This is a genomic window from Pseudonocardia sp. NPDC049154 (assembly GCF_040648315.1).
Classification (GTDB): domain Bacteria; phylum Actinomycetota; class Actinomycetes; order Mycobacteriales; family Pseudonocardiaceae; genus Pseudonocardia.
Genome location: NZ_JBEZDN010000042.1, coordinates 19,498 through 39,704 on the forward strand (window position 1 = coordinate 19,498; position 20,207 = coordinate 39,704).

A 20,207-nucleotide genomic window follows, 5' to 3' on the forward strand; every position below is an offset into this window, starting at 1 on the left:
TCGGCCCTCCGGGACGTGGCACGGACTTGACGAACGATCGTTCAGCGAGTGTAGGCGGGCGGGCGCGGTCCGGACAACGGTGCGCGGGCTCAGCCGGGGACCAGGTCCTCGAGGGGGATGTGGTCGAGGATCCGGTGCAGCTGCAGGGCGACCTGGACGCTCAGGGAGCCGTCCGGCTCGCGCCAGCGCCGATGGCCCAGCACCCGGTCGATCCGGTCGATCCGCTGGTAGACGGTGTTCGGGTGGAGCTGCAGTGCCTTCGCCGCGGCGCGCGGGTTCTGGCCCGCGGCGAAGTACCCGTCGAGGGTCCGGAGCAGCTCCGCGCCGTGCTCCGCGTCGTAGCGCTGCAGGGGTGCGACGGTCTGGGCGAGCAGCGCGCGGACCTGGGCCCGGGAGGTCCCGTCGAGGATCAGGCCCAGCGCCCCGAGCTCGTCGGTGGTGGCGCCCTCGCCCTCCCGGCCCAGCGCGAGCAGCAGCCGGTGACAGCGGTCCGCCTGCCGGTGGGCGGCCCGGAGCTCGCGCGCGGAGGCGGCGGGCCCGGCGACGCCGGCCGTGACCCGCGCCGACGTCGCCCGGCTCAGCTGCTCCGGGACCTCGCGAGCCGCGACGGCGGGGTCGACGCCGGGCAGCAGCACCACGACGTGGGCCCCGTGCTCCAGGGCGAGACCGCCCCGGCGGGAGGCCTGCGCGGACGCCGCGCGCACCAGGGACCGGCGCCCGGAGCCCTCGGCCGTCACGACCAGGACCGTGTGCGGGCGCCGGAGGTCCAGGCCCCGCGGCCCGGCGCGGCGGGCCCGGCGGTCGAAGGCGGCCCAGTCCGGTTCGCGCTCGGCGAGCAGCTCCTCGACCACCTCGCCGCGCAGCCGCTGCTCGGTGAGCGACACCTGCCGTTCCATGAGCAGCAGCAGGGCCGCGGTCTGCGCCGCCCGCTCCAGGATCCGCACGTCCGTGTCCGGCACCGGCCCCGCGGCCTCGAGGACGAGATGCCCGAAGCGTTCCCCGCCGGCGCGGATCGGGGCGGCCCACCGCGCGGGCCCGAGGCGCACCGCTGCGGCCGCGTCCGGGGTGAGCCCGTCCGACGGGTCCGACGGCGTCAGCGGGCCGGGGCAGCCGGGCCGGGGGGCGGCCTCGAGCACCGCCCCGTCCGGGTCGACGGCGGCGACGCCCGCGTCGAGCATCTCGGCCACCGCGCCGACGAGATCGGCCAGGTCGGCCCGGTGCAGTGCCATCGGGATCAGCCGCTCGTGCGCGGCGCTCGCACGCTCGAGGGCGTCCCCGTGCCGGGCGAGCTCGGCGTTCGCGTCGCGCAGCCGGCGCGCGGTGGCCTCCGCGTCGCCGAACAGCCGCGCGTTCTCGATGACGATGGACGCGTGGTCGGCGAGGGCGGAGAGCAGGGAGATCTCGTCGCGTTCGAAACCCCGTTCGTGCCGGTTGGCCACGAACAACGCGCCGATGACCTCGTCGCCCAGCCGCATCGGGACGCCGGCCATGCTCACGATGCCGTCCTGCAGGACCGCATCGGCCACCGCCGGGTCCCGGGTGATGCGGGGATCGGCGAGGTAGTCGCGGGTCGCGAAGGGTTCGCCGGTGGCCACCACCATCCCGCCGACACCGCTGCCCTTCGGCTGTCGCACCGACTCGATCGCCCTGGTCACCGTGCCGAGCGTGATCCGCATGACGACGTCGCCGCGGACGGGGTCGACCAGCGCGAGGTAGGTCGCGTCGGTGCCGAGGAGCTGGCGCGACTGCGCGACGATGGCGTCGAGCGCCTCGTCGACGTCCCGCAGCGCGGCCAGCCCGCGGGCGGTCTCGAGGAGGGCCTGGGTCTCCTTCTCGCGCCGCCGGCGGCGCTGGAGCCTCGTCCGCACCACCGCGCCCCGCCGCAGCGCGTGCAGCAGGGTCTCCCGCCCCGGCCCGGGCTCCCGGGCCTCGACGAGCTCCGCCAGCCGGTGGAAGGCCTCGTCGGGCGCCTCTGTGGCGAGCAGGCGGAGCAACCGGGCGAGCGTCTCCTCGACACTGGGGTCCTCGTCGGGCACGGATCCCTCCGGCTACCGGTGGCTGATCGATCGTTCAGTCACCGGAAGCCTACGGAGCGGTGCACCCCGAGCGGGATCCCACGAACAGCCCAATCCGGGGTGCGTGGCGACGGACCCCGGCCGTCACACCGGCGCGTGCGCCCCGAACCTGGCGGCCACCCGCTCCTGGCTCACCTTCGGGGTCCAGCGGTCCTCCTCGTCCGCCCAGACGTCGCGCAGCTTCGGGATCACCTGCGTGCCGACCAGGTGGTTGTTCTTCGCCGCCACGTCCTCCGGCAGGTTCCCGACGTGCATGCACGTGATGAGCTGCCCGATCCGCAGGTCGGTGCACAGCGCCCGGACCCGCTGCTCCACGCGCTCGGAGGTGCCGGCGATGATGTAGCCCAGCTCGTCGTACTCCCAGAAGCTGAGCTCGCCGCGCTGCGCCTTCAGCCGCTCCTCCGCCGAGATCGTCTTCGCGCGGGTCAGGTTCTCCCGGATCGAGGCCTGCGAGGTGTACCCGGGCGGGGTGGCCTGCCAGATCGCCGTCGGGTTCTGCCGGTAGAAGTACTTGACCGCCTCCGAGTACTGACGCTCCGCCTCCTCGTCGGTGTCGGCACAGCAGATGACCTGGGTGAAGGCCATCCGGTTCGGGTTCATGTTCCCGCCCGTGGCCTCGGTGTGCTCCCAGAAGCCCTTGACGATCGGCTCGGCGGACTGCCGGCCCGAGAAGGAGAGGTAGCCGTAGCAGTAGTCGAGCGCGTTGACCACGTCCCAGGTCTCGACGCTGCCGCTGCCCGGGATCCAGACCGGGATCTCGTCCTGGACCGGCCGCGGCCACGGGTTCACGTACCGGAGCTGCGTGTACTTCCCGTTGAACGCGAACGGCCCCGTCGCCTTCCAGGCCCGGGTGATCAGGTCGCGGGCCTCGTGGAACCGCTCCCGCAGCTCGACGGGCGGGACGCCGTAGGAGAAGGCGCTGTCCATGGGCGTGCCGAACACGATCCCGGCGATGATCCGTCCGCCGGAGAGCGCGTCGAGCATCGCGATCTCCTCGGCGACCCGGATCGGCGGGTTGTACAGGGCGAGGGAGTTGCCGCACAGCGCGATCGCGGCGTTCTCCGTGGTCGCGGCCAGGATCGAGGCGATCAGGTTGGGCGACGGCGTCATCGCCAGGGAGGTCTGATGGTGCTCGTTGAGCAGCAGCGAGTCCCAGCCGAGACCGTCCGCCTGCTGCATCAGCCGGATGTAGGTGTGGTAGTCCTCGCCGACCTGGCGCGGGTCCGCGTAGGAGGCCGGCGGGGTCACCCAGGAGCTCTCGACGGTGTCGCCGTACTCCGGCGGCAGCTTGCTGTAGTACTGCTGGGCGAACCAGTGGAACTTCACGTCTGCGTCTCCAGGGTGCGGTTGGCGGGTGCGGTGGCCATGGCGCCGCCGTCGACGCGGTAGGTCTCGCCGTTGACGAAGGCGGACTCGTCGGAGGCGAGGAACAGCACCATGTTGGCGATGTCCTCCGGCTCACCGACGCGTGGCGAGGCCACCCCCTCCAGCGCGCGGACCGGCAGCTCGGGCACGGCGTCGAGCAGCTGCTGGGTCCGGATCACGCCGGGGGCGATGGCGTTGCAGCGCACGCCGTCCTTGCCGTGCTGGGCCGCGACGAACCGGGTGAGGCCCACGACCGCCGCCTTGGTCGTGCCGTACGCGGTGAGCGCAGGGCTGCCGCGCAGCCCGCCGACCGACGCCATGTTGATGATCGACCCGCCGCCGTTCCGGACCATGTGCGGCAGGGCGTGCTTGCACATCACGAAGATGCTGCGGACGTTCGTGGCGAAGGCGCGGTCCCACATCTCCAGGCTCGTGTCGATCACCGAGCCGTCGGTGAACCAGGCGTCCGGCCCCACGAGCGCCGCGTTGTTGTGGATGACGTCGACCCGCCCGTGCGTCGCGATCACCGTGGCGACGAGGGCCTCGACGGACGACGCGTCCGTGGCGTCGAAGTGCACCGCCTCCGCCTCGCCGCCGATCTCGGCGGCCACCTGCTTCGCCGCGTCGACGTTGATGTCGGCGATCACGACGGTGGCCCCCTCGCGCGCCAGCGTCCGGGCCGTCGCGCGCCCGATCCCCGCGGCGCCGCCCGTGACCAGCGCGATCTTGCCCTGTACCCGTCCCATGTGCATCCCCTCCCTCAGCCGGCCAGGAACGCGGACACGGCGGACACGAACTCGTCCTCCTGCTCGACCATCGGGTAGTGCCCGGCGGCCTCGATGCGGTGCAGCCGCGCGTCCGGGATCAGCCGCACGAACTCCTCGGCGTACGAGACGGGGAGCAGGCCGTCGGACGTCCCGTGGACGACGAGGGTGGGCGCGTCGATCAGCGGCAGCCTGCGGCGCAGCCCGCGATCGGCGATGGGCCACATGAACTTGGTGGCGGACCCGAGGTTGCGGGCCGAGAACAGGACGGGCGCGTGCGGGTCGTGCGGGTCGGGCACGAAGTTGGTGGGCTCGACGTCGGGCGGTCCCGCGTGCCACTTCGCGGCCTTCACCTGGTCGGCGGGCCCGAACGGGTCGAGCGTCGGCTCGTCGTCGAGCCAGAGGCCGTAGGCGTTGACGAGCACGAGGCGGCGCACGAGCTGCGGGGCGATCGCGGCGAGCTCGGCGGCGAACATCCCGCCCAGGGAGTGGCCGACGACGTCGACGGACCCGAGCCCCCACGACTCGACCAGCTCGCGGTAGTACAGCGCGACGTCCTGGACGTCGGTGAAGTGCTCGAAGCCGGTCGAGCTCCCGTACCCGGGCTGTTCGGGCGCGAGGACCCGGTGGTCCGTCGCGAGCCGCTTCAGGAACCCGGCGCCGCCGGGATGGCGCTCGTACCCGTGCAGGTAGAGCAGCGGCGCACCGGAGCCCTCCTCCCACAGCTCGACGTCGAACGTCCCGATGTTCGGGATCTCCAGCGTGGTCATGTCGCTCCCGGTTCGTGAGCAGGTTCTGGTGTGGAGCAGGTCAGAAGTCGGGTCAGAAGTCAGGGCCGAGCCCGCCGATCGGCGGCATGCCCGAGTGGGCCCACAGCCCGCCATCGGCGACCAGGTGGGTGCCGGTGACGAAGGACGCCTCGTCGGAGGCGAGGAACAGCACGGCGTTCGCGATCTCCTCGGCTCGGCCGTACCGGCCCATCGGGATCGCCTCCCGGATGTCCGACCAGATCTGCGGGGCGGCGTCGTGCAGCCGGTCGATCGGCGGGGTGCCGATGGGGCCCGGGCACACCGCGTTGCAACGGATGCCCTTGCGGGCGTACTCGATCGCGGTGACCCGGGAGAGGTTGACGACGCCGGCCTTGAGCACGTTGTAGGCGCCCAGCCCGTAGTCGCCGGCGAGCCCGGACACCGACGCGGTGTTGACGACCGCCCCGCGGCCCTGCGCCAGCATCGGCACGAGCGCGACCTTGGTCGCGTACCAGTAGGCGACGAGGCTCGCGTCGAGCGAGCGCCGGAACCCCTCCAGCGAGAGGTCGCCGACGCGGCCCGACTCGAACGCGACGTGGTTGTTGTGCAGCACGTCGAGCGCCCCGTGGCGGTCCAGCGCGAACCCGATCAGGGCGTCGATCTCCTCGGGCCGGGAGGCGTCGCAGACCCGCGCCTCGATCGTCCCGCCCGCCTCGCGAACCTCGGCCGCGACCTTCTCGCCCGCCGCCTCGTCGATGTCGGCGATCACGACGGCCGCGCCCTCCCGGGCGAAGGTCCGCGCGGTCGCCGCGCCGATGCCCGAACCGCCGCCGGTGATCACCGCGACCTTGCCGTCGAGCCGCATGCCGGGCCTCCCGTGCTGGTGGGATGGGCTGCGGGGCCGGTCCTGACGAGCGTCGCCCCGCATCGAGTCTGCGATCGGCGCGGGGGAGGGACAACGGACGGACGCCCACCCCTCGGGCGGGATCCGTGGGTGTTCCTCCACCCGCGCCGCCGCGGTGGCCCGGCGGGGTGCGCCCCGTCCCCACCGGGCCCGTCGGCGTCAGCCCGCGGTGACCCCGACGCCGTAGAAGGTCGGTGCGTAGGCGGGCCGGTAGCCCTCCGGGAACACCGCCCGGTCGGTCCACGCCGAGGGCGGGTAGTGGGCGTGCAGCGGGAAGCTCTTGAGGATCCGCTTCTCCTCCTCGATCATCCGGTGCATCGCCGGGAGCCGGGCGTCCCGCGTCGCGCCGCTGAGCGCGTCGAGCCACGCCTTCTCGAACTCCGGGGTGGTGGTGTTCCACGGGTTCGCGTACTGGCCCGGCAGGCTCGCCTGGTACACGGTGGTCGGGTCCTGGAAGGGCGCGCCCATGCCCGGGAAGGCGTTGCCCTCCTGGCGGCCGTAGAAGGTCTGCGGCGTGGTCGGCGACTCGATCACCCGGGTCGTGGCGCGCAGCCCGGACTCCGCCAGCATCGGCACCAGCGCCTCGGCCACCGCGCGGTGGTCGTCGAGGCTGGGCACGAGCATCTCGAAGTCGACGCCGTTCGGGTAGCCGGCCTGCGCGAGCAACTGCCGGGCCTTGGCCGGGTCGTAGTTGTAGTCCGGGTTGTCCGGCGTCACGGCTTGGTCGAAGGCCCAGTAGTCGGGCGGCATGTACTGCGCGACCGGCTTGCCGAGGCCGAAGAACACGCCGTCGACGATCGCCTGGCGGTCGACCGCGTGCTGGAAGGCCTGCCGGACCTCCAGCTTGTCGAAGGGCGGCTTGCCGGTGTTCATGTACATCGACATGATCGACAGGCTCTTGGACTCGGCGGTGTTGAGCCCGGCGCCCTTGGCCTGGTCGGCCTGGGACGGGTCCAGGTAGGTGAGCTCGGCCTGGCCGGTCTGCAGCATGTTCAGCCGGGTCGGCGCCGAGGTCTGCACGTAGATCTCGTAGTGCGCGGCCTTCGCGGCCTCCGGGTCCCAGTGGCCCTCGGTGCGGTCGTAGCGGCTGACCTGGCCGGGGACGTACTCGACGAGCCGCGCCATCCCGGAGCCGACCGGCTTCTGGTCGAGGTCGGGGTTCGTCATCGCGGCCGGGCTGATCATGCTGCCCGGGGTGCCGCTGAACAGCGCGGGGAGGTTGCCGCCGGGGCCGGACAGGTTGATCCGGACGGTGGTGGGGTCGACGACGTCGGCGCCCGCGACGCGGGCCATCGCGCCCTTCTGCGTGCTGCCGTCGAGGGTCTTCATCCGCTCGATGTTCGCCTTGACCGCCGCGGCGTCGAACTTCGTGCCGTCGGAGAAGGTGACGTCGTCGCGCAGCTTCATGACCAGCGCGGTCTCGTTGTCGACGAACTCCCACGAGGTGGCGAGCTGCGGCACGAGCTCGCCGTTCTCGTTCTCCCGGATGAGCTGGTCGTAGACGAGCCGGAAGAAGATCATGTCCCAGGGGTTGGCGGACTTGTGCGGGTCGAACGTGGACGGGTTCTGCACGAAGACGTAGCGGAACGTGCCGTTCGGGTCGAGCGTCCCGCCCCCGGACCCGCCGGCCCCGCCGGAGGCCCCGGTGCCGCCGCCGCAGGCCGACAGCACCACGGCCAGGACGGCCAGCAGGACCGCCGCCACTCTCGAACGGGTGCGGCGCAGCGTCGTTGCTGTGGTCACACGTCTCTCCTCGTCGCAGGGATCTCGGTGGGCCGTCACGTGCCGACCCCGACGCCCCGCAGGCTGAACATGTAGTTCACCCGGTAGCCCTCGGTCGGCAGCACGACGGAGCTCGTGTAGGCCATCGGCGGGGTGTGCTGGTGGATCGGCACCCGCTTCCGGATGTCCTTCTCGCTCTCGACCATCTGCCGTACCGCCGGGGTGCGGGCCTGCGGGTCGGTCCCGAGGAGCGCGGCGCCGTACGCCGTCACGAACTGCGGCGTGCTCACGTTCCAGGGGTTGTAGAACTGGTCCGGCAGCTCCGGGAGGTAGGCCGTCGTCGGGTCGCCCACCGGGGATCCCATGCCGATCAGCGCGTTGCCCTCCTCTCGTGCGAAGAAGGTGTCCGCAGTGGTGGCGGCGTCGATGACCCGGGGCTTCACCCGGAACCCGCCCGCCTCGAGCATCGGGATCAGGGCCTCGGCCGCCGAGCGGTGGCTGTCGATGCCGGGGATCAGGAACTCGATCTCGACGCCGTTCGGGTACCCGGCCTCGGCGAGCAGCTGCCTGGCCCGCGCCGGGTCGTGGTTGAAGTCCGGGGCGTCCGGCGTGACGGCCGGGTCGTAGCCCCAGTGGTCCGGGGGGAGGAACTGGGCGACGGGGGTCCCGTAGCCGAAGAACACGCCGTCGACGATCGCGGTGCGGTCGATGGAGTGCTCCAGGGCCTCCCGGGCCTGGAGCTCGTCGAACGGCGCCTTGCCCGGGTTCATGAAGAAGTTGAGGATCGCGGTGCTCGACGAGGCATCGGCGTTGAGCCCGGCCGCCTTCGCCTGGTCGGCCTGGGAGGCCTCGAGGTTGGCGATGTCCGCCTGGCCGCCGATCAGCATGTTCATCCGGGTGGTGGCCTGGGGCTGCACGTAGATCTCGTACTTCGCGGCCTTGGCGGCGTCCTCGTCCCAGTAGTTCGGGTTCCGCTCGAACCGCACCACCTGGTTCGGCACGTACTCGACGAGCGTCGCCATGCCCGACCCGACGGGCTTCTGGTCCAGGTCCGGGTTGTCGAAGGCCGCCGGACTGATCATCACGCCCGCCGAGCTCGAGAGGAAGTTGGGCAGGTTGCCGCCCGGCCCGTTCAGGTTGATCCGCACCCGGGTGGGCGAGACGACCTGCACGTCCTGGATCGCCCGGATCAGGCCCTTCACCGCGCTGGTCTCGGAGAACCGCGCCCGGTCGAGGTTCGCCTTCGCGGCGGTCGCGTCGAACTTCGTGCCGTCGACGAACGTGACGTCGTCACGGAGGTCGAGCACCAGGGCCTTCCCGTCGTCGACGAACTCCCACTTCGTCGCGAGCTGCGGCTCGAGCTCGCCGAACGTGTCCGCCCGGATCAGGTGGTCGTAGGGCAGCTGGTAGACGACGTTGTCCCACGGGTTGCCCGACCTGTGCGGGTCGAAGGTCGACACCGCCTGGGACCAGGCGAATCGCAGGGTGGCGTTCGGGTCGGCCCGTGTGGCCTGCCCCGAACCCGTCCCGCCCCCGCTGCCGCCGCCGCACGCGGCGGCGAGCAACGCCACCACGGCGACCAGCACGGCCAGCACCCTCGACGACGCTCTCCTGTCACGCACGGTTGCGCTCCCTCGTCTCCTCGACCGACCGCCGGGGCCCGGCGGGTCCGGATCAGCCCGCCGCCACCGCGACGCCGCGGAAGACGGGCGCGTACGCGGGCCGGTAGCCCGGCGGGAAGATGACCTTGTCGGTCCAGACGCTCGGCGGCTGGGCCGCGTAGATGCCGAACTGGCGCCGCAGGTCCTTCTCGTCCTCGATCATCCGGTGGACCGCGGGCAGCCGCTCCTCGCGCGTCGCGCCGACCAGGGAGTCGTTCCATGCCTGGGTGAACTCCGGTGACGTCGTGTTCCACGGGTTGGTGAACTGCCCGGTCAGGTTCGACTCGTACTGGGTGGACGGGTCGACGAACGGCGCGCTCGCGCCGATGTAGGCGTTGCCCTCCTGGCGGCCGAAGAACGTGGCGGGCGTGGTCGCGGGCTCGATCACCCGGGTCCGCGGCCGCAGGCCCACGGCCTCGAGCATCGGGATGACGGCCTCGGAGACCGCGCGGTGGTCGTCGAGCGCGGGGATGAGCATCTCGAAGTCCGCCCCCGCCGGATACCCGGCCTGCGCCAGCAGCTGCTTCGCCTTCTCCGGGTCGTAGGCGTAGTCCGGGCCGTCCCAGGCGACCTCGTCGTCGTAGGCCCAGTGCCCCGGCGGGATCAGCTGCGAGGTCGGTGCGCCGATGCCGAACAGGACGCCGTCGACGATCGCCCGGCGGTCGATGGCGTGCTCCATCGCCTGCCGCACCTCGAGCTTGTCGAAGGGCGCCTTGGCGGTGTTCACGGTCATCCGGAAGATCGTCGTGCTCTGCGACGGCTCGACGTTCAGGCCCGCGGCCACCGCCTGGTCCTGGGTGGACGGGTCCAGGTAGGTCATGTCGATCTGGCCGGTGGTCAGCATGTTCAGCCGGGTCGGCGACGACGTCTGGACGTAGACCTCCACGCCGGCGACCTTGACGGCGTCGGGGTCCCAGTAGTTCGGTGCCTTCGCGTACCGGGTCACCTGGCCCGGGACGTACTCGGTCATGGTGAACATGCCGGAGCCGACGGGCTTCTGGTCCAGGTCCGGGTTGTCGAACGCGGCGGGGCTGATCATCGACCCGTGCCGCTCGGTGAACAGCGCGGGCAGGTTGCCGCCGGGGGAGCCGAGGTTCAGCCGGACCGTGGTCGCGTCGGGGGTGTCGATCGAGGTGATCGCCCGCAGCGCGCCCTTGACCGCGCTGGTCTCCAGGGTCTTGGCGCGTTCGAGGTTGGCCTTGACCGCGGCGGAGTCGAACTTCGTGCCGTCGTGGAAGGTGACGTCGTCGCGCAGGGTCAGCTGCAGGACCTTGCCGTCGTCGAGGAACTCGTACCCGGTGGCGAGCATGGGGACGATCTCGCCGTTCTGGTCCTCCTGCAGCAGCTGGTCGTAGACCAGCCGCAGGTTCACCATGTCCCAGGCGTTGCTGGAGCGGTGCGGGTCGAAGCTGGAGACGTTCTGCACGAACGCGTAGCGCAGGATCGCGTTCGGGTCCGGCTGCGCGGCCGCGCCGGAGCCCGCGCCGCTACCGCCACCGCAGGCGGTGACGAGCAACGCGAACGCGGCGATCAGCCCGGCGATCAGCCGCCGGGACGATGGAGCCCTCACCGGGCGCTCCTCTCGGGTCGGGGCGTCAGCCCGTGAACTGGCCACCGGCGGGGTGCAGGATCTGCCCGGTGGTGAACGAGGACTCGTCGCTCGCGAGGTACAGGCACGCGTCGGCGGACTCGGTCGCGGTGCCGAGCCGGTTCATCGGCGTGATGCTCATGGCCGTCGCGTAGGCGGGCTCGTTGTCCTCGAGCCCGGCGATCATCGGCGTCGCCGTGTAGCCGGGGCCGACGGCGTTGACCCGGATCCCGGTCTGCGCCAGCTCCAGGGCCATGACCTTGGTGAGCATCCAGACCCCGGCCTTGGACACGCAGTACGGCGACGCGCCGGCGAGCGGGATCTTCGCCGCGGTCGAGGCGATGTTGACGATCGACCCGCCCGTGCCCTGGTCCAGCATCTGCCGGGCCAGCGCCCGGTCGGTGAACAGCACGCCGAGGACGTTCACGTCGAGCACGCGGCGGAAGTTGTCCGGCTCGAGGTTGACGACGTGCGTGGCGTCGCCCCGCGCCGCGCGGGTCTGGATGTTGCTGGCCCCCTGCGCCGTGGCGACGCCCGCCGCGGCCACGCCGACGTCGACGTGCCCGAAGGCCTCGACCGCGGCGGCGACCAGCGCCTCGCAGTCGGCCTCCGAGGTCGTGTCGGTCCGCACGTACCGCGCGGAGCGGCCGGCCTTCTCCACCAGCGCGACCGTCTCGGCACCGTCCCGGAGGTCGCCGACGACGACGTCGGCGCCCTCCTCGGCGAACCGCACCGCGGTCGCCTGCCCGATGCCGCTCGCCCCTCCGGTGATCACGGCGACCTTGCCGTCGAGTCTGCCGACGAGTCCGCCGTCGAGTCTGCCGTCGAGCATGGCCATGGGTTTCCTCCTAGAAGGTGAGGACGAGCCGGCCGCGGGTGCCGCCCGCCTGCAGTCGTCGGTGTGCCGCGGTGGCCTCGGCGGCCGGGTAGGTGTCGGCGACGCGCAGGGTCAGCCGTCCGTCGACCACGAGCTGGGCGAGCTTGGCGATCTCCGCGCCGTCGGTGAGGTGGTCGCGGACCATGACCGGGTGGATGCGGATGTCCCGCTCGGTCGGGCCCGCCCAGAACCGGACGGTGGCCAGGGCACCGCCGTCGCGCACGATCGGCAGGGCCCCCGCGTCGAGGACCGCGGCGTCGATCAGCCCGTCGACCCCCGCGGGCACGGCCGCACGGAACGCGGCGACCTCCTCCGTCACGTCGCGCGACGCCCGCACCACCACGTCGGCTCCCAGGCCGCGGACGAGCTCCTCGTCCTGTGCGAAGGCGTCGGCGACGACCCGCAGGCCGGCGATCCGGCCCAGCTCGATCGCGTACCCGCCGACCGCTCCCGCCGCCCCGGTCACACCGAGCGTCTGCCCGGCGGTGAGCCCGAGGTGCAGCAGTGCGGAGTAGACGGTCAGGCCGTTCATCGGGAGCGTGGCGGCCTCGACGTCGCCGATGCCGTCCGGGACCGCCGCGGCCGCGTTGTCCGGGACCACGACGTACTCGGCCTGGGCCCCGCCCTGTGCGCGGCGCGGCATGACGATCGCCATCACCCGTTCGCCGACGGCCCAGGCGCTGTCGGGGCCGACGGCGTCGACCACGCCGGCCATCTCCATCCCCGGCACCCACGGCGCGGGCAGGCCCTCCGACGCCCGCGGGCCCCACTGGCGGAAGGCGGTGTCGGTCGGGTTGACCGCCGCGGCGGTGGTGCGGATCCGGAGCTCCCGGGGACCGGGCTCGGGGGTGGGCAGCTCGACGAGCCGCAGCACCTCGGGACCACCCGGGTGCGGGATGCCGACGGCGTACATCTCAGGTCTCCTCGGGAGCGACGGGGTCGGGCAGGACGAGCACCTTCACCGAGCCGTCGACGGCGTGCTGGGTGCCGAAGGCCTCGGCGACCCGGCTCAGCGGGACGCGGTGGGACACGAGCGGGGCGACGTCGACCAGGCCGTCGGCGAGCAACCGGAAGGCCTCGGTCGCGTCGGGTCCGGTGTAGGCGAAGCTGCCGAGCAGCCGGAGCTCCTTCTGCACCACCGTGTCCAGGTCGACCGGCGGGCTCGCACCGACCAGGCCGGCGATCGAGACCGTCCCGCCCGCCCGGACGACCTCGGTGGCGAGCGCGGTCATCGCGGGGGCGCCGGAGCACTCGAAGAAGGTGCCGACGTTCCCCGCGACCTGGTACGGCGAGGTCGACGTGCCCCACCGGTCCAGCAGGTACGTCCGCGGGTCGTCGGTGCGCGCGTCGAGGACCGTGGCGCCGAGCCCCGAGGCCGCGGCGAGCCGCGCGGGGGAGACGTCGATCCCCACGACGTCCCGCGCGCCGTAGGCCAGCAGCACCCGCAGCACGCTCTGCCCGATCGAGCCGAGCCCGGCCACGACGACCGGCCCGTCGAGCTCGGGCGCGGCGGTCGCGACGGCCCGGGTCGCGACGGAGAGCGGCTCGAGGAAGGCGCCCTCCTCGACGCTCATCGAGTCGGGCATCCGGTGCAGCCGCGCCCCCGACTCGGCAGCGGGGACCAGGACCTTGTCCGACAGTCCGCCGCGGGCACTGCTCGGGGGCGCGGCGCAGAGGTTGGTGCGGCCCAGGGAGCACTGACGGCAGGAGCCGCAGGGGCCCATGGGGTTCACCGCGACCCGGTCCCCGACCTTCAGGCCGCGGACCCCGGTCCCGACCGCGGAGACCGTGCCCGAGAACTCGTGGCCCATCGGCGCGCCCGGCGCGATCCAGACGCCCTCGGCGAAGGCGTGCACGTCCGACCCGCAGATGCCGCAGGCGGCGACGTCCAGCACCACGTCCTCGGGTCCGGGGACCGGATCCTCGACCTCGATCAGCCCGATCCGCCCCACTCCCTCCCAGACCGCGCTCCTCATGCGGGCACCCGGGTCAGGGTCCGGACCGACGCGCCCGCGAGGCGGGGGCCGGCCGTGTGCAGGTGGCAGGCCACCTCGCCGGAGCCCTGGGCGGGGGTGAGCCGCGGGACCTCGGTGCGGCAGACGTCCATCGCGTAGGTGCACCGGGTGTGGAACCGGCAGCCCGGCGGCACCCGCGAGGGGTCCGGCGGGTCGCCGGAGAGCACGATCCGCTCGCGGCTGCGCTGGGTCCGGGGCGACGGCACGGGCACGGCGGACAGCAGCGCCTCGGTGTACGGGTGCGCGGGGGCGTCGAACACCCGCGCGGCGTCGCCGTGCTCGACGATCTGCCCGAGGTACATCACCGCCACCCGGTCGGAGATGTGCCGGACGACGGACAGGTCGTGCGCGATGAACAGGTACGTCAGACCGATCTGGGCCGAGAGTTCCTCCAACAGCCCGATGACCTGGTTCTGGGTGGAGACGTCGAGGGCCGAGACGGCCTCGTCGAGCACGAGGATCTTGGGGTCGGCGGCGATCGCGCGGGCGATGGTGAGCCGCTGGCGCTGGCCGCCGGAGAACTCGTGCGGGTAGCGGGTCATGTACTCCGGCGGGAGCCCCACCCGGCGCAGCAGCTCCGCGACCCGCTCCACGCGCTGGGTGCGTCCCAGCCTGACGTGGACGTCGAGCGGCTCGCCGATCGAGTCCCGGACCAGCATCGACGGGTCCAGTGAGGAGTAGGGGTCCTGGAACACCATCTGGATGTCCCGGCGGGCGGTGCGCAGCTCCTTCGCGGGCAGGCCGAGGAGCTCGCGGCCCTCCAGCCGCACCGAGCCGCCGGTCGGCTCGACCAGGCGCATCAGGCCGCGCGCCGTCGTCGACTTGCCGCAACCGGACTCGCCGACCAGGCCGAGCGTCTCGCCCTCGGTCAGGTCGAAGCTCACGCCGTCGACGGCCTTGAGCTCGATCCGCTCGCGGAACAGCCGCTTGCGCGGGGAGAAGGTGACCTCGAGATCGCGGACGGTCAGCAGCGGCTCCGCCCTCCCGGGCAGGGACCGGTCGCTCACGGGTTCCCCCTCAGGGTCAGCTCGGCGTGGCGCAGGCAGCGGGTGGTGTGGTGGGCGGCGACGAGCTCGAGCGGCGGCGTCGGCCCGCCCGTGCAGTCCTCGGCGACGTACCGGCACCGCGGGTGGAAGCGGCAGCCCTCCGGCATGGCGCCGACCCGGGGCGGATGGCCCGGGATGCTCGCCAGCGCCTCGGACGGGTTGTCCATCCGGGGCATGGCGGCGAGCAGCCCCTCCATGTAGGGGTGCCGGGGGTCCTCGAAGAGCTCGTGGAGCCCGGCGCTCTCCACGATCTGCCCGGCGTACATCACCAGCACCCGGTCGCAGACGTCCGCGACCACGCCGAGGTCGTGGGTGATGAAGATGACCGACATCCCGTGCTCGCGCTGGATCTCCCGGAGCAGCTCCAGGATCTGGGCCTGCACGGTGACGTCGAGGGCCGTGGTCGGCTCGTCGGCCACGATGACGTCGGGGTTGCAGGCGAGCGCGATCGCGATCATCACGCGCTGGCGCATGCCGCCCGAGAACTCGAAGGGGTACTGGGTGGCGCGCCGGGCCGGGCTGGGCACCCCCACCCGGTCCAGCAGCTCGACCGCGCGCCGCTTCGACTCCCGCCGGCTCGCGCCCTCGTGCCGGCGCAGCACCTCGGCGATCTGGTCGCCGACGGTGAACGCCGGGTTCAGGCTGCTCATCGGCTCCTGGAAGATCATCGAGATCGTCGGGCCGCGGACGTCGGACATCTGCTTCGGGGAGAGCCGGGTCAGGTCGTGGTCGAGCAGCCGCAGGGTGTCGGCGCGGACCCGGGTCTGCTTGGGCGGCATCAGACCGGCGATCGACAGGCAGGTCACGCTCTTGCCGGAGCCGGACTCGCCGACGATCCCGAGCGTCTCACCGCGCCGGACCGAGAAGCTCACCCCGTCCACGACCGTCGCCCACCCGGACTCGGTGAGGACGTCGACGACGAGGTTGTCGACCTCGAGGGTGGTGTCGGTCAGGGTCGCTGCGTTCCGGTTCGCTGCGTTCTGGGTCGCTGCGTTCGGGGTCGCCGTCACGACTCGGTCCTTTCCTCGCGGCCGAGGGCGTCGCGGAGGCCGTCGCCGAGCGTCACGAACGTGAACACCGTCAGCGCGATCAGCACTCCCGGGAAGATGCCCAGCCACGGCGAGCGCCCGAAGTAGAGGAAGCCCTCGCGGATCATGGATCCCCAGCTCGCGTCGGGCGGCTGGACGCCGAGGCCGAGGAAGCTCAGGCCCGCCTCCGAGAGCATCGCGTAGCCGGCGGTGACGGCGATCGCGACGGTCAACGGGGACAGGGTGTTCGGCAGGATGTGCCGGAGGATGACCATCCATGTCGGGGTCCCGATGCTGCGCGAGGCCTCGACGAAGGTCTCCTCCTTGAGCCCCAGGACCACGCCGCGGACCAGCCGGAGGAACCGCGGGGCCATCAGGATCCCGACGGCGAACATGGCGTTGCGCAGGCTCGGGCCGAGCACGCCGACCAGGGCGATGGCGAGCAGCAGCGGCGGGAAGCTCATCGCCGCGTCGTTGAGCCGCATGACGACCTGGTCGAAGCGGCCGGACAGGAAACCGGAGAGGAAGCCGAGCGGCACCCCGATCGCCATCGCCACGGCCAGCGCCAGCGCGATCGCGAGCAGGGACACCCGGGTGCCGACGATGAGCCTGCTCAGGATGTCGCGGCCCAGCTGGTCGGTGCCCAGGACGTGGCCGGGGGAGAAGGGATCCAGCAGCACGGCACGCAGGTTCTGCGCGTTCGGGTCCGCCGGGGTGATGAACGGCCCGATCAGGGCGACGACGACCAGCAGGGACAGGACGCCGAGCGCGATCATCGCGCCCCGGTTCCCGCCGACCCGGCGCCGGAAGTCCGCCCACGCCCCGCCGCCGTGGGCCAGGGCCTCGGCCGAGACCGACGCGGGGGCGCCGGCCGGCATCGCCGAGGCCGCGGGTGCCTCCGGCGCGACCTGTGCCGACGGCTCCCGGGCGGCCGCCGACTTCTTCTCCACGTTGGTCATCGGGGCCGCACCTTCGGGTTGAGGTAGCCGTACGTGAGGTCGACGAGCAGGTTCGAGAGCATCGCGACGAGCACGGCGACCAGCACGATCCCCTGGATCACCGGGATGTCGCGGGTGGTCACCGCGTTCAGCGCGACCTGGCCGAGGCCGGGGACGCCGAAGATCTGCTCCACGAGCACGGCGCCGCCGAGCAGCGCGGTGATCTGCAGGCCCAGGACCGTGACCAGGGGGACGCTCGCGTTCTTCATGACGTGCTTGCCGATCACCACCCGCCCCCGCAGGCCCTTCGCCCGTGCCGTGCGGACGTAGTCCTGCTGCAGCACACCGATGATCGACCCGCGCAGCTGCCGGGCGCTCTCGGCGGCGCCGGCGATGCCGAGGGTCAGGGCCGGCAGGAGGATGTGGGCGAGCCAGGCGCCGGGATCGTCCTCGATCGGGACGTAGCCCGTGGCCGGCAGCCAGCCCAGGGTGAGGCTGAACAGCAGCACGAACATCAGGCCGAGCCAGAACGACGGCAGGGCGATGCCGAGGGACGAGCCGATGCTCGAGATCCGGTCCAGCCAGGTCCCGCGGCGCAGCGCCGACAGGATCGCCGTCGGCACCGCGATCAGCAGCGAGATGACCAGGGCGGACCCGGCGAGGGCGAGCGTGACGGGGAGCCCGTCGCCGATCGAGGTGGCGACCGGGCGGCTGGTGAACAGCGAGGTGCCCAGATCGCCCGACAGCGCGGAGGTGATCCAGTCCCAGTACTGCACGACCATCGGGCGGTCGAGCCCCAGCCGTTCCCGCACGGCCACCACCTGCTCGACCGTGGCCTCCGGGCCGGCGATCGTGACGGCCGGGTCGCCCGGGATCAGCAGCACGAGGCCGAAGACGACGAAGGTCACCAGCAGGAGTACGGGAACGGTGGTCGCCACGCGCGTCAGAAAGAACTTCAGCACGGGATGCTCAACCTCCTCGTTGAAGTCGGCGCATCGATTCTCGGGAAATTCCGGGCAGCACTCGGCCCATTCCGGGGGTCGCCCGGGAAGGGGACGGCAGAACCCGTCGGCGGGTTCTTCGGGCCGGTCTCAGCAGGGGGATCGACGGTCGGCGTCGGGAACGGACGCTAAGCGAGGCGACCGGTGGGGGGCAATGGGCGGCGCGTCCGATTTCGCCGGAGAATCGCTCGGGCCCCGTTTCCCGGTCGATCCGGCCGGCGCATTGGGACGATGCCCACGACGACGCCGGAACTGCTGTGCGGATCCCCATTGTCGGCCCGCCGACCAGCCGCCCACGCTGGCCCCGGGCCCGGCAGGTGCCGGGCGCCGCGGTGAGGTCAGGAGGCGGAACGGTGAAGTTCCACTGGTTCGCGGAGGTCACGTACGACGGACTGCCGCCCGGGTTCCCGGCGCCGGGGCAGGGCGGCTGGGTGGACAGCCCGATCGCGATGGCCGACGCCGAGCGGGTCGGCGCCAACTACCGGATGTTCCTCCGGCTCATGCAGCAGGCCGATCGCGACGGCTTCGACGGGCTGGCCGTCAACGAGCACCACCAGACCCCGTTCGCCATGACGCCGTCGCCGAACCTGCTCGCGGCCAGCGTCGCGAGCAGCACCGAGAAGGCCGCGATCCTCGTCATCGGCGACTCCCTGGCCCTCTACAACCCGCCGACGCGCGTCGCCGAGGAGATGGCCTACCTGGACTGCCTGTCCGAGGGGCGGCTGATCGCGGGGTTCGTGTTCGGGACCCCGATGGACTCGACCCACGCCTACGGGCGGCCGCCGATCGAGCTCCGCGAGCGCTTCCACGAGGCGCGCGAGCTGATCCTGCGCGCCTGGGAGGAACCGGAGCCGTTCACCTTCAACGGCCGCTACACCCAGCTCCGCCAGGTCAATCTCTGGCCGCGGCCGATCCAGCGGCGCCCGCCGATCTGGGTGCCCGGCTCGACGAGCCCGGAGACCTGGGAGCTCGTCACCCGCGAGAACTACTGCTACGGCCACCTGTCCTTCTCCGGCCTGCAGGCCGCCAAGCCGCTGGTCGACGGCTACTGGGACTACGTGGCGGCCCACGACGGCGACATGAACCCGCACCGGATGGCGTTCACGCAGATCGTCTGTGTCGCCGACACCGACCGGGAGGCGGAGGAGAAGTACGCCGAGGCGGTGCGCTACTTCCAGCGCGTCCGGGACCCCGCGACGCGGTGGGCGACGCCACCGGGCTACCACTCGTCCGCGGCCCTGCGCGGCATGCTCGGCCGGACGACGTCGCCGCAGGCCGTGGAGGACAAGCGGCGGGCGGTCAGCGGCGAGATGAGCTTCTGGGAGTACGACGAGAAGGGCTACATCGTGGCCGGCACCCCGGACCGGGTGGCGCAGCGGCTCCGCGAGCTGGCCACCGAGCTGCGGGTCGGGCAGCTGATCGCGTCGCTGCACATGGGGAACCTGCCGGAGGAGACGGCCGCGATGAACACGCACCTGTTCGGCACCACGGTGATCCCGCAGCTGCGGGACCTGTGGGCGGACCAGCCGGACCACTGGACCCCGGCGGTCAGCCAGGCCCGGGTCGGGGCTCCGTCGCTGGTCACGGGCGCATGAGCACCTCGACGGTCAACGGCGTCCGGCTCCGTTACGACGTCCAGGGCGACGGGCCGCCGCTGTTGCTGATCGCGGGGCTCGGACTCAGCTCCCTCGCGTGGGCCGCTGCCGCGCCGCGGCTCCGCGAGGGCTTCACCGTGATCACGTTCGACAACCGGGGGACCGGGCTGTCCGAGGTCCCGCCCGGTCCGTACCCGATCGACACCCTGGGCGACGACGCCGCCGCGCTGGTCCGGCACCTCGGGCTCGGCCCGGTCGGAGCCGTCGGGTGGTCGCTGGGCGGCTCGGTGCTGCAGTCGATGCTGGTCCGGCACGGGGACGTGCTGTCGAAGGCGGTGCTGCTCAACGCCTTCCCCTCGTACACCGGCGTGCAGGACGCCTGGCTCGACGCCGGCCTCGCACTGCGCCGGGCGGGCGTGGACCCGGTGTCCGTCGGGATCCACGGGATGCCGTGGGCGTTCACCCCGCGCCTGCTCGCCGACCACGCCGCCGCGCAGGCGCAGGCGGAGCTGGCCCGCAAGGACCCGCACCCGACGACGCTCGCCGGGTTCGAGGCGCAGGCCGCGGGTCTGCGTGTCTACGACTCCCGCGCCGACCTGCCCTCGGCGACCACCCCCACGCTGGTGCTCGCCGGCGCCGAGGACGTGCTGACGCCCGTCGCGCAGTCCGTGGAGATGGCCGAGCTGCTGCCGCACGGCACGCTGCAGGTCCTGCCGCGGGGCGGGCACGGCATGGTCGTGGAGTACCTCGACGACACCCTCGCGGCGATCACCGCCTACCTCGGGGGCGACCGGTGAGCGCGCCGGCCCTCGGCCCGGTCGGCGCGGTCGACCCGGTCGGCGCGGTCGACCGAGCGGTCGACCGAGCCGTCGACCGGGC

General features: G+C 72.7%; 17 protein-coding genes. 2 read left to right on the top strand and 15 right to left on the bottom strand.

The window, feature by feature from the left end:
- Nucleotides 1-89: 89 nt before the first annotated feature.
- The 15 genes from AB0B41_RS20615 to AB0B41_RS20685 all read right to left on the bottom strand — a co-directional run bounded on the left by AB0B41_RS20615 (nucleotide 90) and on the right by AB0B41_RS20685 (nucleotide 17,694).
- Nucleotides 90-2,036, bottom strand: a complete 1,947-nt coding sequence (locus AB0B41_RS20615) for a GAF domain-containing protein (RefSeq protein ID WP_358205546.1) — start codon at nucleotides 2,034-2,036, stop codon at nucleotides 90-92.
- Between the two features lie 123 nt (nucleotides 2,037-2,159).
- Nucleotides 2,160-3,401 carry an LLM class flavin-dependent oxidoreductase gene (locus tag AB0B41_RS20620; RefSeq protein ID WP_358205548.1) on the bottom strand — a complete coding sequence of 414 codons (1,242 nt, stop codon included), beginning with the start codon at nucleotides 3,399-3,401 and terminating at the stop codon, nucleotides 2,160-2,162.
- Nucleotides 3,398-4,186, bottom strand: a complete 789-nt coding sequence (locus AB0B41_RS20625; protein ID WP_358205551.1) for an SDR family oxidoreductase — start codon at nucleotides 4,184-4,186, stop codon at nucleotides 3,398-3,400. The genes AB0B41_RS20620 and AB0B41_RS20625 overlap by 4 nt, the downstream gene beginning before the upstream one ends.
- A 14-nt stretch (nucleotides 4,187-4,200) precedes the next feature.
- Complete coding sequence (locus AB0B41_RS20630; RefSeq protein ID WP_358205553.1) at nucleotides 4,201-4,974, bottom strand: alpha/beta hydrolase; 774 nt, start codon at nucleotides 4,972-4,974, stop codon at nucleotides 4,201-4,203.
- A 52-nt stretch (nucleotides 4,975-5,026) separates the two neighbouring features.
- Nucleotides 5,027-5,818: an SDR family NAD(P)-dependent oxidoreductase gene (locus tag AB0B41_RS20635; RefSeq protein WP_358205555.1), complete on the bottom strand. Its 792-nt coding sequence runs from the start codon at nucleotides 5,816-5,818 to the stop codon at nucleotides 5,027-5,029.
- A 198-nt stretch (nucleotides 5,819-6,016) separates the two neighbouring features.
- Entirely contained in the window at nucleotides 6,017-7,600 is a 1,584-nt protein-coding gene (locus AB0B41_RS20640) for an ABC transporter substrate-binding protein (RefSeq protein WP_358205558.1), read from the bottom strand.
- Between the two features lie 35 nt (nucleotides 7,601-7,635).
- Nucleotides 7,636-9,201 (bottom strand): ABC transporter substrate-binding protein, encoded by a 1,566-nt coding sequence (locus AB0B41_RS20645; protein WP_358205560.1) that lies wholly within the window; start codon nucleotides 9,199-9,201, stop codon nucleotides 7,636-7,638.
- Between the two features lie 52 nt (nucleotides 9,202-9,253).
- Nucleotides 9,254-10,810 carry an ABC transporter substrate-binding protein gene (locus tag AB0B41_RS20650; protein WP_358205563.1) on the bottom strand — a complete coding sequence of 519 codons (1,557 nt, stop codon included), beginning with the start codon at nucleotides 10,808-10,810 and terminating at the stop codon, nucleotides 9,254-9,256.
- 25 nt (nucleotides 10,811-10,835) lie between these two features.
- Nucleotides 10,836-11,666, bottom strand: coding sequence for an SDR family oxidoreductase (locus AB0B41_RS20655; RefSeq protein ID WP_358205565.1), 831 nt, complete (start codon nucleotides 11,664-11,666; stop codon nucleotides 10,836-10,838).
- A 10-nt stretch (nucleotides 11,667-11,676) separates the two neighbouring features.
- Complete coding sequence (locus AB0B41_RS20660; RefSeq protein WP_358205568.1) at nucleotides 11,677-12,618, bottom strand: NADP-dependent oxidoreductase; 942 nt, start codon at nucleotides 12,616-12,618, stop codon at nucleotides 11,677-11,679.
- 1 nt (nucleotide 12,619) lies between these two features.
- A complete protein-coding gene (locus tag AB0B41_RS20665) occupies nucleotides 12,620-13,681 on the bottom strand; it encodes an alcohol dehydrogenase catalytic domain-containing protein (RefSeq protein ID WP_358205570.1) in 1,062 nt (353 codons plus the stop codon).
- Complete coding sequence (locus tag AB0B41_RS20670; protein ID WP_358205572.1) at nucleotides 13,678-14,727, bottom strand: oligopeptide/dipeptide ABC transporter ATP-binding protein; 1,050 nt, start codon at nucleotides 14,725-14,727, stop codon at nucleotides 13,678-13,680. Before AB0B41_RS20670 ends, AB0B41_RS20665 begins: the two co-directional genes overlap by 4 nt.
- A complete protein-coding gene (locus AB0B41_RS20675; RefSeq protein ID WP_358205574.1) occupies nucleotides 14,724-15,776 on the bottom strand; it encodes an ABC transporter ATP-binding protein in 1,053 nt (350 codons plus the stop codon). Before AB0B41_RS20675 ends, AB0B41_RS20670 begins: the two co-directional genes overlap by 4 nt.
- The gene (locus AB0B41_RS20680) at nucleotides 15,773-16,753 is read right to left on the bottom strand and encodes an ABC transporter permease (RefSeq protein ID WP_358205577.1); all 981 of its coding nucleotides are present in this window, start codon (nucleotides 16,751-16,753) and stop codon (nucleotides 15,773-15,775) included. The genes AB0B41_RS20675 and AB0B41_RS20680 overlap by 4 nt, the downstream gene beginning before the upstream one ends.
- A complete protein-coding gene (locus AB0B41_RS20685; protein ID WP_358205579.1) occupies nucleotides 16,750-17,694 on the bottom strand; it encodes an ABC transporter permease in 945 nt (314 codons plus the stop codon). The genes AB0B41_RS20680 and AB0B41_RS20685 overlap by 4 nt, the downstream gene beginning before the upstream one ends.
- A 392-nt stretch (nucleotides 17,695-18,086) precedes the next feature.
- Here AB0B41_RS20685 and AB0B41_RS20690 point away from each other — a divergent pair, with 392 nt between their 5' ends.
- Both AB0B41_RS20690 and AB0B41_RS20695 read left to right on the top strand, forming a co-directional pair.
- Nucleotides 18,087-19,328, top strand: a complete 1,242-nt coding sequence (locus AB0B41_RS20690; protein ID WP_358205581.1) for an LLM class flavin-dependent oxidoreductase — start codon at nucleotides 18,087-18,089, stop codon at nucleotides 19,326-19,328.
- A complete protein-coding gene (locus AB0B41_RS20695; protein ID WP_358205584.1) occupies nucleotides 19,325-20,125 on the top strand; it encodes an alpha/beta hydrolase in 801 nt (266 codons plus the stop codon). The genes AB0B41_RS20690 and AB0B41_RS20695 overlap by 4 nt, the downstream gene beginning before the upstream one ends.
- Nucleotides 20,126-20,207 lie beyond the last annotated feature (82 nt).